Source organism: Pseudomonas sp. P1_C12, from assembly GCF_056406435.1.
Genome location: NZ_JBFUAE010000002.1, coordinates 391,238 through 405,406 on the forward strand (window position 1 = coordinate 391,238; position 14,169 = coordinate 405,406).

A 14,169-nucleotide genomic window follows, 5' to 3' on the forward strand; every position below is an offset into this window, starting at 1 on the left:
ACAACCTGCGACTGTCCACACCGCTATCATAAGCAGCCTATCTATCCTGCTTTACCGTGGACCTTTACCCATGTCTGAAAACCAGCGCCCCCTGGCGGTCACGCTGCAAGTTGTTTCCATCGTCCTGTTTACCTTTATCGGCTACCTGAACATCGGCATTCCCTTGGCCGTATTGCCCGGCTACGTCCACAGCGACCTGGGCTTCGGCGCGGTGATCGCGGGCCTGGTGATCAGCGTGCAATACCTGGCCACCCTGCTCAGCCGCCCCTATGCCGGGAAGATCATCGACAACAAGGGCAGCAAGCTGGCTGTGATGTATGGCCTGGCCGGTTGCGGCTTGAGCGGTGTGTTCATGCTGGTCTCGGCCTGGACCCAGAACCTTCCGGCCTTGAGCCTGTTCAGCCTGTTGATCGGCCGTCTGGTGCTCGGCAGCGCGGAAAGCCTGGTGGGCTCGGGCTCGATTGGCTGGGGCATCGGCCGCGTCGGCGCGGCGAACACGGCCAAAGTCATCTCATGGAACGGTATCGCCAGCTATGGTGCACTGGCTGTCGGCGCGCCCTTGGGGGTGTTGCTCGTCCATCGACTGGGCTTGTGGAGCATGGGCGTGAGCATTGTGTTGCTGGCCGTGCTCGGCCTGCTGCTGGCCTGGCCGAAAACCGCCGCACCAATCGTTGCCGGTGAGCGCCTGCCGTTCATGCATGTGCTCGGGCGGGTCTTCCCCCACGGCTGTGGCCTGGCCTTGGGTTCCATTGGTTTCGGCACCATCGCCACCTTCATCACTCTGTATTACGCCACGCAACACTGGGACAACGCGGTGCTGTGCCTGAGCCTGTTCGGCGCCAGCTTCATCGGCGCGCGCTTGCTGTTCGGCAACCTGATCAACCGTCTCGGTGGCTTTCGCGTGGCGATTGCCTGCCTGTCGGTGGAGACCCTGGGCCTGTTGCTGCTGTGGCTGGCACCCGACGCTCATTGGGCACTGGCGGGCGCGGCGCTGAGCGGGTTCGGTTTTTCGCTGGTGTTTCCGGCGCTGGGCGTGGAAGCGGTCAATCTGGTGCCCGCCTCCAGCCGTGGTGCGGCGGTGGGTGCTTATTCGCTATTCATCGATTTGTCGCTGGGGATCACCGGGCCATTGGCCGGTGCGATTGCGGCGGGATTCGGCTTTGCTTCGATCTTCCTGTTCGCCGCACTGGCCGCGCTCAGCGGTCTTGCGCTCAGCGTCTACCTGTACCGGCAGGCGCCGAAGCAACGCGAAACGCGAGACGTGCGTTAGAAATCGACCTTGCCGCGCCCGGCCTTGATGTTGCCTCGCTTGGATTTGGATTCGAGCCGACGGGTTTTTGAGCCGAGCGTCGGCTTGGTCGGGCGGCGTTTCTTTTCGACCTTGGTGGCACTCTGGATCAGCTCTATCAAACGTTCCAGCGCATCGGCACGGTTCTGCTCCTGCGTCCGGTACTGCTGGGCCTTGATGATCAACACACCGTCGCTGGTGATGCGACTGTCGCGCAGCGCCAGCAGCCGCTCCTTGTAGAACTCGGGCAAGGACGACGCCGGAATGTCGAAGCGCAGGTGCACGGCACTGGAAACCTTGTTGACGTTCTGCCCACCGGCCCCCTGGGCGCGAATGGCCGTCAACTCGATCTCGGCATCCGGCAGGTGCACGTTGTTGGAAATCACCAGCATGGAAAAGCGTCCGTATTCAGAACGTGCAGGATACCGCGAAACGATTGGAGGAATGCGGCCCCTGTAGGAGCGAGCCTGCTCGCGATGAGGCCGTATCAGTCAGCATAACCTTTGCTGACCCACCACCATCGCGAGCAGGCTCGCTCCTACAGGGGATGTGTGTGTGAAGTGCAGAAACGACAAACCCGGCACTTGGCCGGGTTTGTTGTTTCTGCGCGGAGTTACTCCACTGCGGCCTGCAAGGCACGCTGAGCACTGCGCTTGTTCTTGATGCCGTAGCAGACCCACATGAACACCAGCCACACCGGAATCGCATACACCGATGTCTGAATCCCCGGAATCAACAGCATCACGCCAAGGATGAACACCACGAACGCCAGGCAGACGTAGTTCCCGTATGGGTACCACAAGGCCTTGAACAGCGGCGTCTGTTTGGTCTTGTTCATGTGCTGGCGGAACTTGAAGTGCGAGTAGCTGATCATCGCCCAGTTGATCACCAGGGTGGCCACCACCAGCGACATCAGCAGTTCCAGCGCGTTTTGCGGGATCAGGTAGTTCAGCAGTACCGCGATCAGGGTCACGGCGGCCGAGGCCAGGATCGAACGCACTGGCACGCCACGCTTGTCGATCTTCGCCAGGCCCTTCGGCGCGTCGCCCTGCTCAGCCATGCCCAGCAGCATGCGGCTGTTGCAGTAGGTGCCGCTGTTGTACACCGACAAGGCAGCGGTCAGAACCACGAAGTTGAGGATGTGCGCAGCGGTGTTGCTGCCCAGCATCGAGAACACTTGCACGAACGGGCTACCGCTGTAGGAGTCACCGGAGGCGTTCAGGGTGGTCAGCAAGCTGTCCCATGGAGTCAACGACAGCAGGATGATCAGTGCACCGATGTAGAAAATCAGGATCCGGTAGATCACCTGGTTGATGGCTTTCGGGATCACGGTTTTCGGCTTGTCGGCTTCAGCTGCGGTGAAACCGAGCATTTCCAGACCACCGAAGGAAAACATGATAAACGCCATGGCCATCACCAGACCGCTGACGCCGTTCGGGAAGAAGCCACCGTGGGACCACAGGTTGCTGACCGCCGCTTGCGGGCCGCCATTGCCGCTGACCAGCAGGTAACTGCCCAGGGCGATCATGCCGACGATCGCCACGACCTTGATGATCGCGAACCAGAACTCGGCCTCGCCGAACACTTTGACGTTGGCCAGGTTGATCGCGTTGATCAGTACGAAGAAGGCAGCTGCAGAGACCCAGGTCGGGATGTCCGGCGCCCAGTAGTGGATGTACTTGCCGACGGCCGTCAGCTCGGACATGCCCACCAGAATGTACAGAATCCAGCAGTTCCAGCCCGACAGGAAGCCAGCAAAGCCGCCCCAGTATTTGTGCGCGAAGTGGCTGAAGGAACCGGCCACTGGATCTTCGACGATCATTTCGCCCAGTTGGCGCATGATCATGAAGGCGATGAAGCCGCAGATGGCATAGCCGAGGATCATCGACGGGCCGGCGGACTTCAGTACCCCGGCCGAGCCGAGGAACAAACCGGTACCGATCGCGCCACCGAGGGCGATCAATTGAATGTGGCGATTTTTCAGGCCGCGTTTCAGCTCGCCTGATTGCGGGTTTTGTCCACTCATGAAAAGGGTCTCACGCAAGGTTTGATGATGTTCAGTAGACGTTGCTGCTCAGGAAAGGCGTTAAGCGGCACCGATCAAACCCCAGCGCAGGCACCAGGAGTTCAGCGTAATTACAACGGTCATGCGTCACCTGTTTGTTTTTATCTGTGACGAAATCGAACCCGACACGCTCGTGACGCGACGGAGTGAACAAGGCGGATAGCCTTGAGGTTTGCGCAGATGCGCAGGAGGTCACAGGTAAAACGCGGCGCATTGTACACCCGTAACCCCCTGCTGCCAGACCCGCTGGACAAGCGTGTCTATGGCCGGGATTGCCTGTGTCCGCCCCGAGGAGCTCGGGCGGCTGCAAAAAATGGGTCAGATCCTTGCGGATCATCGACGGGAAAGGCAGGAAAACCGCCTCTCGCAGAGAGATGGAGATGGTATACGGCGTTCATTGCGCCTCCTTTTTGTTATGCACCTGCACGACAGGCATGGCGCGCATAACACCCTGCATGGCGCGATGAAACAAGCGGGCTAGAGCGTTGAGAGAAGGATGCAAGGTAATGACGCGTAAGAATTTTCTTACAACATTCGAGGAGGGGCGATTTCATGGGGTTAATCTGTTGATTTCGTCATGATTTCTTTACAGCATGTAATTCTGGCTTTCCACTTCGGACATCCCGGTGCGGCGACTGGCGCTTTCGCGGGCAAGCCCGCTCCCACAGGGTATGAAGGTGCACACGCAACTTTGTGAACAACCACAACCTCTGTGGGAGCGGGCTTGCCCGCGAAGGCGGCCTCAAAAACGACACAGACATAAAGCCAGGCCATAAAAAACGCCAACCCGAAGGATTGGCGTTTTTTATGAAGCGCTCAGCCGATTATTCCGGCTTGCGACGCCCAAAGCCCGGACGCTGGCCGGAACCGGCCGGTGCGCCACGGCGCTTGCCCGACGGCGTGTCGCCGTCGACCAGCTTGATCCCCGGACGCTTCGGTGCAGGCTTGGCCGGGCGCTTGGTGTCGGCCGGACGATCGGCTACCGGCGTACCACGACCTTCGCCACGCTCCGTACGGCCGTTGGCCGGACGTGGCGTGCGTGGACCGCGCTCGCTGCGCTCGCCGTCCTGACGCGCAGCAGGCTTGCGCCCTGGACGCTCGCCTTCGATCTGCGGCTCGCGGCTGGCACGTGGCGCGGCAGGTGCGGCGGCTGCGCCAGCGGCCGGACGCAGGGTACGCACGCGCTCGGTCTTGGCCATCGGACGCGAGGATTTGCGCTGCATCCGGTCAAGCTTGTCCTTGCTCTTGGCGTTCATCTGCGGCATCGCGACCGGTGTCAGGCCGACCTCGGCACTCAGAATGTCGACTTCGTACTGGCTCATTTCACGCCAGCGGCCCATCGGCAGGTCGGAGTTGAGGAACACCGGGCCGAAACGCACGCGCTTCAGACGGCTGACCACCAGGCCCTGGGATTCCCACAGGCGACGCACTTCACGGTTACGACCTTCCATCACCACGCAGTGGTACCAGTGGTTGAAACCTTCACCGCCTGGCGCCTGCTTGATGTCGGTGAACTTGGCCGGGCCATCTTCAAGGACAACGCCAGCCTTCAGACGCTCGATCATCTCGTCGTCGACTTCACCGCGTACACGCACGGCGTACTCGCGGTCCATCTCGTAGGACGGGTGCATCAGACGGTTGGCCAGTTCACCGTCAGTGGTGAACATCAGCAGACCGGTGGTGTTGATGTCCAGACGACCGATGTTGATCCAGCGACCCTCTTTAGGGCGCGGCATCTTGTCGAACACGGTCGGACGGCCTTCCGGATCGACACGGGTGCAGATCTCGCCGTCGGGCTTGTTGTACATGATCACGCGGCGCACCGATTCGGCGGCCTCTTCGCGCTTGATCACCTTGCCATCGATGGTGATGGCGTCATGCATGTCGACGCGCTGGCCAAGGGTGGCGTCTTTGCCGTTGACCTTGATGCGGCCGTGGCTGATCCAGGCTTCCACGTCACGGCGCGAGCCGACGCCGATACGGGCGAGGACTTTCTGCAGTTTTTCGCCTGCTGGGCCGATTGGCTGGTCGTCTTGCTGGTCTTTGATACTCATCTGGGCACCTCCCGGTGTGGTCTGAAAACTGGGTACTTGGGCGAAGGGATCGCCGAAGGGTCGCGAATCATACGCGCATGAGGGCGTTTGCGCATCAGAGACTAGCTGATCAATGCAAGGTTATTTGTTTTTCCGCTGACCGGTCCGCCGCTTTCCGGCGAACACATAACCCTGTAGGAGCGGCGGTGCGGCGATCCGACTTGCCCGCGAAAGCGGTGGGCCAGCCAATAAAGATGTCGACTGACACTCCCTCTTCGCGGGCAAGTCGGATCGCCGCACCGCCGCTCCTACAGGTTATTCAGTGCCCGAAAATTTGTGGTTAGTCTTCGAACTGGCGACGTTCGGCTTCGATGGCTTCGGCCAATGCCTGGGCTTCGGCCTCTTCGTCCGACAGTTCGGGCTCGGGCTTCGGCTGTTCGAGGGCGGCAACGGCGGCCAGGAGTTTTTCCCGGGCTTCGGCAACGCCGAGGATGTCGTCTTCTTGCTCCGGTTCAATTTCCGGCTCAGGCTCAGGCTGTGCCGCTTCGATTTCTGGCTCGATAACCGACTGTTCCGAATCGAACTCAGGCGACGCCCCATCACGCAGCAAGTCGTCGAAGTCGGTCTTGAGCCCCTCCTCCATGCTGTCCAGTTCCAGCAACAGCGTGTGGAAACTGGTTTCTTCCTTGGGCTCTTCCGGCTCGGCGCTGGCGTCGGCCAACTCTTGCAGACCGGCAGGTACGGGCGCGTCATCGAAATCGAGCACCGGATCCGGTTCCAGCTCGCGCAGTTCCGCCAGCGGCGGCAGGTCGTCGAGGTTTTTCAGGTTGAAGTGATCGAGGAACGCCTTGGTGGTGGCGAACATCGCCGGTTTGCCGGGCACGTCGCGGTAGCCGACGATGCGGATCCACTCGCGCTCCATCAGCGTCTTGACGATGTTGCTGTTGACCGCCACGCCCCGCACGTCTTCGATTTCGCCACGGGTAATCGGCTGGCGATAGGCGATCAGGGCCATGGTTTCCAACATGGCACGGGAGTAACGCTGCGGGCGCTCTTCCCACAGACGCCCGACCCAAGGCGCAAATTTCTCGCGAATTTGCAGGCGATAACCCGAGGCCACTTCCTTCAGTTCAAACGCGCGGCCATCGCACGACTTGGCCAGAATCGTCAGGGCCTTCTTGAACACCGGCGGCTCCGGGCGCTCGCCTTCTTCGAAGAGTTCGAACAGGCTTTCCAGAGATTGCGGTTTTCCCGAAGCCAACAGAAAGGCTTCGAGCAAGGGTGCCAGATCACGGGGTTCAGTCAGGTTCATGTTTCGACTCGTTATTCGGCTCGCGCTCGCACGTGGATCGCGGCAAATGGCTCATTCTGCACCAGCTCGACCAGGGATTCCTTGACCAATTCAAGGATCGCCATAAAGGTCACCACCACCCCCAGGCGCCCTTCTTCAGCGGTGAACAGCTCGACGAACGGCACGAAACCGCCGCCCTTGAGCCGTTCCAGCACATCGCTCATGCGTTCGCGGGTCGACAGCGCCTCGCGGCTGACCTGATGGCTTTCGAACATGTCGCCACGGCGCAACACCTCGGCCATCGACAGCAGCAACTCGGACAGACGCACGTCTGGTAGCAGCTTGCGCGCCCGGGCCTCTGGGGCGTCAAGCCTGGGCACCACCACATCACGACCGACGCGGCTCAGGCCATCGATGCCTTCGGCGGCAGCCTTGAAGCGTTCATATTCCTGCAAGCGGCGGATCAGTTCGGCGCGCGGGTCTTCCTCTTCGTCTTCGATGGTTTCTGCCCGCGGCAGCAACATCCGCGACTTGATTTCGGCCAGCATCGCAGCCATCACCAAGTACTCGGCGGCCAGCTCCAGGCGCACCGACTGCATCAACTCGACGTAGCCCATGTACTGGCGAGTGATTTCCGCCACCGGGATGTCGAGGATGTTGATGTTCTGTTTGCGGATCAGGTACAGCAGCAGGTCGAGGGGCCCTTCGAAGGCTTCGAGGAAGACCTCAAGGGCATCCGGCGGGATGTACAGGTCCAGCGGCATTTCCATGACCGCCTGGCCATAGACCATGGCAAAGGGCAGTTCCTGCTGGGCTCCGGCCTGACTGTCGACGGGTTCTACTGCGGACATCTAGGCCTCGACCATGAACGGCGCAGGGTCGCCGCAACCAACGCGAATGACTTCCGGCTCGCCGTCGGCGAGGCTGATCACGGTGGACGCCTTGATCCCGCCGAAACCGCCGTCGATGATCAGATCAACCTGGTGTTCGAGCAGTTGGCGCATTTCGTGTGGGTCGCTCAACGGATCTTCATCGCCAGGCATGATCAGGGTCACGCTCATCAACGGTTCGCCCAGTTCAGCCAGCAGCGCCAGGGCAATCGGGTGGCTCGGCACACGCAGGCCGATCGTACGTTTCTTCGGGTGCAACAACAGCCGCGGTACTTCGCGGGTGGCGTTGAGAATGAAGGTATACGGTCCCGGCAGATGGGCCTTGAGAATACGGAATGTGCCGGTGTCGATCTTGGCGAACAGGCCCAGTTGCGACAGGTCGCTGCAGATCAGCGCGAAGTTGTGTTTTTCATCCAGCTGTCGCAGGCGCCGAACGCGCTCCACGGCCACCTTGTCGCCGATCTGGCAACCAATGGCGTAGGAAGAGTCCGTGGGATAAATCACCACCCCGCCCTTGCGGATGATCTCGACTGCCTGTTTGATCAGGCGCGCTTGCGGGTTTTCCGGATGAATCTGGAAAAATTGACTCACATTCTCTACCTGTTCAGACGGCGGCAATAACTGGGTCATGTTTGAATCGACACCATAGTGGTGGCAGATCCTCCGGGAGTGGCCGGTATTCACCGATCTCCGACCACCCTCCAGGGCCATGAAAATCACTGCCGGCGCTGACCAGCAGACCGAATTCGCGGGCCAGAATGGCCAGGCTGCCCACTTGCTCGGCAGGCTGGTAACCATTGACCACTTCGATGGCGTGGCCCCCTGCTTGAATATAGTCGGCAATCAGGCGACGACGCTTGCTTCGGGTGAATTCGTAGTGCCAAGGGTGTGCCAGGCTGACCCAGGCTTTGGCTGCGCGCAGGGTTTCGACGGTTTCTTCCAGGGTCGGCCAGTGTTGCTTGACGTCGCCCAGCTTGCCGGCGCCCAGCCATTTGCGGAACGCCTCGGCGCGGTCCTTGACGAAACCCTCACGCACCATCCAGTCGGCGAAATGCGGGCGGGCCGGCGCATTGCCGCTGTCGCCCAGCTCCTGCTGGATCTTGCGGGCGCCCTCCAGCGCCCCCGGCATGCCTTTGAGCGCCAGTTTGCGGCTGATTTCCTCGGAGCGTAGCCAGCGGCCATCATGCAATCTGGCGATGGCCTCGACCAACGGCGCGGCGTTCACGTCAAAACCGTAGCCCAGGACATGAATGGTCGCGCCGCCCCAGGTGCAGGACAATTCGACGCCGTTGACCAGTTGCATTCCCAGCGCGGTGGCCGCGTGGCGGGCCTCGTCAAGGCCTTCAAGGGTGTCGTGATCGGTCAGGGCCAGGACTCGCACGCCTTTCTCGAACGCCCGCGCCACCAGAACCGCAGGCGCCAGGGCGCCATCGGAGGCCGTGCTATGGCAGTGCAAATCAACATTCACAGGGCTTTGTAACCTCAAATCAGCTGGCGCTATCGCGCGCCCATATGTTTGTTATTATGCCGCCACATCCTGCTTCTGGCTGCCACTGTGAAACAATTCATCGATTTCATCCCGCTCCTGCTGTTTTTCATCGTCTTCAAGATCGATCCACGGGTCGTCGACATCGCCGGTCATGAGCTCACTGTAGGCGGTATTTACAGCGCCACGGCGATGCTGATCGTCAGTTCCCTGGTGGTCTACGGCACGCTGTTCATCAAGCAGCGCAAGCTGGAGAAGAGCCAGTGGCTGACCCTGATCGCCTGCCTGGTCTTCGGCAGCCTGACCCTGGCGTTCCACAGCGAGACGTTCCTGAAGTGGAAAGCCCCGGTGGTCAACTGGCTGTTCGCCCTGGCGTTCATCGGCAGCCACTTCGTCGGTGACAGCCTGCTGATCAAACGCATCATGGGCCACGCGCTGACCCTGCCGGAGCCGGTCTGGACGCGCCTGAACATCGCCTGGATCGTCTTCTTCCTGTTTTGCGGTGCCGCCAACCTGTTTGTCGCGTTCACTTTCCAGAGCTACTGGGTCGACTTCAAGGTCTTCGGCAGCCTGGGCATGACTTTGCTGTTCCTGGTCGGCCAGGGCATCTACCTGTCCCGCCATCTGCACGATGCCGACACCACAACGCCAAAAACCGAGGACTGACATGCTTTACGCAATCATTGCCACAGACGTCGCCAACTCCCTGGAAGCCCGCCTGGCCGCACGGCCTGCGCACCTCGATCGCCTGCAAGTGCTCAAGGGCGAAGGTCGCATCGTATTGGCCGGCCCACACCCGGCCGTCGACAGCAATGATCCGGGCGCGGCGGGTTTCACTGGCAGCCTGATCGTCGCCGAATTCGATTCCCTGAGCGCCGCCCAGGCCTGGGCCGACGCTGATCCGTACATCGCCGCAGGCGTCTACGCCAACGTTCTGGTCAAGCCGTTCAAGCAAGTCCTGCCGTAACTTTCTTCTCGCAATTGCCCCACGCGATGAACCTTGTCGGTACATCGCGTTCTCAATCGCTCATTATTCTCGCTTGCCGGCCGACAACTTGCCCAATACTCGTATTGGAATCAGGAGTCGCGATGCGCAAGGGTCCGTTGTGTCTGATGTTGGTCACGTTGTCGATCGGGGCGCCTGCCCACGGTGAGGAAAGTGTCGAGGGCGGTAATTCAACGCCGCTTTCCTTGAGCGCCGGCAGCCAGATCACCGAGTTGCAGCAACGCTTGAAAGAAAGCGAACGGCAACGGGAAGAACTGAGCAAACAATTGCAAACTGCCGATGGCGAACGCGAAAGCCCGCTGCTGGCCCGGTTGCGCCAGGAGAACCAGCGCTTGAAGCTGCAACTCAAGGAAGCCCAAGCCAGCAGTCCACTGCCGCGCCTGCTGACCGACCAGCAACAATGGTTTGTCATTGGCGCCGGGGTAGCGCTATTGGCTCTGCTCTGCGGTATCTTCGCCAGTGGAGCAAGTCGAAAACGTCGACAATGGCTAAATTGAGTGAGTCATGAGCGAGCTGTTACTTATTGATGATGACCAGGAGCTGTGTGAGCTCCTGAGCAGCTGGCTGAGCCAGGAAGGGTTTCAGGTACGTGCCTGTCACGATGGCCAGAGCGCACGCCGTGCACTGGCCGAAACCGCCCCGGCGGCCGTGGTGCTGGATGTGATGTTGCCCGATGGCAGCGGCCTGGAACTGCTCAAGCAGTTGCGCAGCGATCACCCGGATCTGCCGGTGCTGATGCTCTCGGCCCGTGGCGAGCCCCTGGACCGTATCCTCGGCCTGGAACTCGGCGCCGACGATTACCTGGCCAAACCCTGCGACCCACGGGAACTGACTGCCCGCCTGCGCGCGGTCCTGCGTCGTAGCCATCCGGCAGCGGTGTCCAGCCAGATGGAGCTGGGCGACCTTTGTTTCAGCCCGGTGCGCGGCGTGGTCAGCATCGACGAGCAAGAGTTCACCCTCACTGTTTCCGAAAGCCGCCTGCTGGAAGCCCTGCTCAAGCAACCCGGCGAGCCCCTGGACAAACAGGAACTGGCGCAGATCGCTCTCGGACGCAAGCTGACCCTGTACGACCGCAGCCTGGACATGCACGTCAGCAACCTGCGCAAAAAAATCGGCCCACACCCCGACGGTCGTCCGCGCATCGTCGCCCTGCGCAGCCGCGGCTACTACTACAGCCTCTAACGGCGATCCGTAGGCGCTGGCTTGTCGGGTCGCCGCATCGCAGCGAAGGCGTCTTCATTGGCGATGCATGGCTGAAGGGCCCCTTCGCTGGCAAGCCAGCTCCTACAGGGATTTGCATTTGTCAGGTCGGCGGGAAATCGTCTTTACCCAAGCTTTACCCTCCGCTGACCGCCGCTGACCTTGATCTGCGTAATCTGTACTCATCCGGAACGTACCGGGAACGAGACAAGGAGATACACCATGCGCAAGACTCTTATCGCTCTGATGTTCGCTGCTGCCCTGCCGACCGTTGCCATGGCCATGCCTGAAGGCACCGGCCCGATGGATGGGTCGATGGACGGTTCGCGCCACGGCGGTCAGATGCACGGCATGCACGGCAAAGGCCCGTACAGTGAACTGGACCTGAGCCGCGAACAGCGCGAGCAGATCCGCAAGATCATGGGCGAGCAGATGCACGAGCGTAAGCAACTGGTCGAGAAGTACCTGGAGAAGCTCTCGCCAGCCGACCAGAAAGCCATGAAAGACGAGATGGCCGCTAACCACAAGAAAGCCGAAGCGGACGTGCGCGCCTTGCTGAAGCCGGATCAACAGAAGAAATTCGACGAGATCCAGAAAAAACAGGCCGAACGCCGCGCCGAGTGGGCCGAGTTCAAAGCCTGGAAAGCGCAACAACCGCAAAAAACGCAATAATGCACTAAACCCCGGACCCAACGGCTAAACACCGTTGGGTCTGCTGCTTTTACTGTAGGAGCGAGCTTGCTCGCGAAAAACGAATAGACAACACGTGCTGCCTGATGCCGCGCGTTATCGTTGACGTCCATCGCGAGCAAGCTCGCTCCTACATAGAATTTTGCGCTTGCTTGAGGATTTTCCGTGCGTTCATTGTTCTGGCGTATCCTGGCCAGCTTCTGGCTGGCCATCGCTCTGGTTGCCGGGCTTTCCATCCTGCTCGGGCACATGCTCAACCAGGACGCCTGGATTCTCAGCCGCCACCCGGGCCTCAACACACTGGCCGAACAGTGGACGCAAACCTACGAAAGTCAGGGCGAAGATGCCGCCCAGGACATTCTCCAGCAACGCAAACGCCAGTATCACATCGACGTTCAGGTACTTAACGAAAGCGGCGATCCGGTGGTGCGCGGCACTTTCCCGAAACGTGCGGCGGCCTTTGAGGCGCGCCAGAACAACGAGGACCGGCGCCTGCCATGGCGGCGTCTGACCGATGAGTTCACCAGCGAAAAAACCGGTGACACCTTCCTGTTCATCTACCGCATTCCGCACCCGGAACTGGACGCCTGGCATCGTGAAAGCCTGCTCTGGCCGCTGAGTGCGCTGGGAATCGCCTTGGTGGTACTGACCCTGTTCAGCCTGCTGGTGACCTTTTCCATCACTCGCCCGCTCAGCCGTCTGCGCGGAGCGGTGCATGACCTGGGACAAACCACGTATCAACAGAACAGTCTGGTCAAGCTGGCCAACCGTCGTGACGAGTTCGGCGTCCTTGCCAACGATTTCAACCGCATGGGCGCACGCCTGCAAAGCCTGATTGGCAGTCAGCGGCAACTGCTGCGGGATGTATCCCATGAACTGCGTTCGCCCCTCGCCCGCCTGCGCATCGCGCTGGCGCTGGCCGAACGGGCCACTCCGCAAGAACGGGAACAGCTCTGGCCGCGCCTGACCCGCGAGTGCGACCGACTGGAGGCGCTGATCAGCGAAATCCTGGTTCTGGCGCGGGTCGACTCCGATAACGCCGGTGCGGAAGAGGTGGATCTGAACGCCTTGCTCAATACCCTGCAAAAGGATGCACAACTCGGTTCACCCGAGCAGCTCGTCCACCTTGAAGCCGAGTCGCAACTGAATCTGAAGGGCTGGCCGACCATGATCGAACGGGCCGTCGACAACTTGCTGCGCAACGCCCAGCGCTTCAATCCGGTGGGTGGCCTGCCGATCGAAATGCAGGCGCTGCGTCAGGGTGAGCGGATCGTCGTGACCGTGCGCGATCACGGGCCGGGTGTCAGTGCCGAATATTTGAACCAGCTCGGTGAGCCGTTCTATCGGGCACCGGGGCAGACCGCGGCCGGACATGGCCTGGGCCTGGCCATCGCCCGCCGCGCGGCGGAGCGCCATGGTGGCAGCCTGGTGCTGGCCAATCACCCGGAGGGCGGGTTCATTGCCAGCCTGGAATTGCCGTTGGTGCCGGGGGCTGTCGTATAACCTTAAAGTAGTGATGATGTAAAAAGATCGCAGCCTCGTTGCACTCGACAGCTCCTACAGGTGTATGCATAACCCTGTAGGAGCTGTCGAGTGCAACGAGGCTGCGATCTGTTGATTTTTAGGCTTTACCCGGCCAGGCGCTGACGAATTCGGCCAGGTCGACTTTCTCGGCCACACGCGGTTCTTTCTGCGGTGTGCCCAGATACAGGAAAGCAATCACCTCTTCCCCCTCCGCCAAGCCCAACCCCTTGGCCACATGGGGCGAATAAGCCAGGTCACCGGTACGCCACACCGCACCGATGCCCTGCGCATACGCTGCCAGCAAAATCCCGTGGGCCGCACAGCCCGCCGCCAGCAACTGCTCGGACTTCGGATACTTGACGTGATCCTGCAACCGCGCAATCACCACTACCACCAGCGGTGCCCGCAGCGGACCATTGCGTGCCTTGTCGATGGCTGCTTCGCTGACTTCGCTGTCCGAAAGCTTCGCCGCTTCGGCCAGCAACTCGCCCAATTGCTCGCGCGCCGCGCCTTCCACCGTCAGGAAGCGCCACGGCTGCAAGTGACCGTGATCCGGGGCGCGCATGGCGGCGCCGAACAGCACTTCGCGCTGCTCGGCAGTGGGCGCTGGGTCAATCAGTCGTGGAACGGAAACACGGTTGAGCAAAGCGTCGAGAGCCTGCATCGGCCACCTCCTGAAAAATTTGTGCGGCTATT

Annotated in this window: 15 protein-coding genes; 7 read left to right on the top strand and 8 right to left on the bottom strand. The window is 60.9% G+C overall.

Annotated features, from left to right (window positions below; genetic code table 11):
* The first annotated feature begins 70 nt into the window (after window positions 1-70).
* A complete protein-coding gene (locus AC1D19_RS04800; RefSeq protein ID WP_477762544.1) occupies window positions 71-1,270 on the top strand; it encodes an MFS transporter in 1,200 nt (399 codons plus the stop codon).
* Here AC1D19_RS04800 and arfB read toward each other — a convergent pair.
* The 7 genes from arfB to AC1D19_RS04835 all read right to left on the bottom strand — a co-directional run bounded on the left by arfB (window position 1,267) and on the right by AC1D19_RS04835 (window position 9,035).
* Window positions 1,267-1,680 (bottom strand): alternative ribosome rescue aminoacyl-tRNA hydrolase ArfB, encoded by a 414-nt coding sequence (gene arfB / locus AC1D19_RS04805; RefSeq protein WP_108218603.1) that lies wholly within the window; start codon window positions 1,678-1,680, stop codon window positions 1,267-1,269. The genes AC1D19_RS04800 and arfB overlap by 4 nt on opposite strands.
* Before the next feature lie 221 nt (window positions 1,681-1,901).
* The gene (locus AC1D19_RS04810) at window positions 1,902-3,314 is read right to left on the bottom strand and encodes an amino acid permease (protein ID WP_477762545.1); all 1,413 of its coding nucleotides are present in this window, start codon (window positions 3,312-3,314) and stop codon (window positions 1,902-1,904) included.
* A gap of 863 nt (window positions 3,315-4,177) precedes the next feature.
* Entirely contained in the window at window positions 4,178-5,407 is a 1,230-nt protein-coding gene (rluB, locus tag AC1D19_RS04815; protein WP_477762546.1) for a 23S rRNA pseudouridine(2605) synthase RluB, read from the bottom strand.
* A 319-nt stretch (window positions 5,408-5,726) separates the two neighbouring features.
* Complete coding sequence (gene scpB / locus AC1D19_RS04820; protein ID WP_477762547.1) at window positions 5,727-6,698, bottom strand: SMC-Scp complex subunit ScpB; 972 nt, start codon at window positions 6,696-6,698, stop codon at window positions 5,727-5,729.
* Window positions 6,699-6,709: 11 nt separating this feature from the next.
* Window positions 6,710-7,468 (bottom strand): segregation and condensation protein A, encoded by a 759-nt coding sequence (locus AC1D19_RS04825; RefSeq protein WP_477762612.1) that lies wholly within the window; start codon window positions 7,466-7,468, stop codon window positions 6,710-6,712.
* Between the two features lie 60 nt (window positions 7,469-7,528).
* Window positions 7,529-8,158 carry an L-threonylcarbamoyladenylate synthase gene (locus AC1D19_RS04830; RefSeq protein WP_032829738.1) on the bottom strand — a complete coding sequence of 210 codons (630 nt, stop codon included), beginning with the start codon at window positions 8,156-8,158 and terminating at the stop codon, window positions 7,529-7,531.
* Between the two features lie 13 nt (window positions 8,159-8,171).
* Window positions 8,172-9,035 (bottom strand): PHP domain-containing protein, encoded by an 864-nt coding sequence (locus tag AC1D19_RS04835; protein ID WP_218432616.1) that lies wholly within the window; start codon window positions 9,033-9,035, stop codon window positions 8,172-8,174.
* A gap of 87 nt (window positions 9,036-9,122) precedes the next feature.
* Between AC1D19_RS04835 and AC1D19_RS04840 the strand changes: the two genes are divergently transcribed.
* From AC1D19_RS04840 to AC1D19_RS04865, 6 genes are all read left to right on the top strand, one after another.
* Window positions 9,123-9,719, top strand: a complete 597-nt coding sequence (locus tag AC1D19_RS04840) for a septation protein A (protein WP_477752380.1) — start codon at window positions 9,123-9,125, stop codon at window positions 9,717-9,719.
* A gap of 1 nt (window position 9,720) precedes the next feature.
* Window positions 9,721-10,020 (top strand): YciI family protein, encoded by a 300-nt coding sequence (locus AC1D19_RS04845; RefSeq protein WP_477752379.1) that lies wholly within the window; start codon window positions 9,721-9,723, stop codon window positions 10,018-10,020.
* 122 nt (window positions 10,021-10,142) lie between these two features.
* Window positions 10,143-10,556 (top strand): SH3 domain-containing protein, encoded by a 414-nt coding sequence (locus AC1D19_RS04850; protein WP_477762548.1) that lies wholly within the window; start codon window positions 10,143-10,145, stop codon window positions 10,554-10,556.
* A 7-nt stretch (window positions 10,557-10,563) separates the two neighbouring features.
* Window positions 10,564-11,241, top strand: a complete 678-nt coding sequence (locus AC1D19_RS04855; RefSeq protein ID WP_007984138.1) for a response regulator transcription factor — start codon at window positions 10,564-10,566, stop codon at window positions 11,239-11,241.
* A 240-nt stretch (window positions 11,242-11,481) separates the two neighbouring features.
* Window positions 11,482-11,931: a Spy/CpxP family protein refolding chaperone gene (locus AC1D19_RS04860; protein ID WP_477762549.1), complete on the top strand. Its 450-nt coding sequence runs from the start codon at window positions 11,482-11,484 to the stop codon at window positions 11,929-11,931.
* Window positions 11,932-12,114: 183 nt separating this feature from the next.
* Complete coding sequence (locus AC1D19_RS04865; RefSeq protein ID WP_477754469.1) at window positions 12,115-13,452, top strand: sensor histidine kinase; 1,338 nt, start codon at window positions 12,115-12,117, stop codon at window positions 13,450-13,452.
* Window positions 13,453-13,570: 118 nt separating this feature from the next.
* Here AC1D19_RS04865 and AC1D19_RS04870 read toward each other — a convergent pair whose 3' ends face one another.
* On the bottom strand, window positions 13,571-14,137 hold the full coding sequence (locus AC1D19_RS04870) for an NAD(P)H nitroreductase (RefSeq protein WP_477754470.1): 567 nt from the start codon (window positions 14,135-14,137) through the stop codon (window positions 13,571-13,573).
* Window positions 14,138-14,169 lie beyond the last annotated feature (32 nt).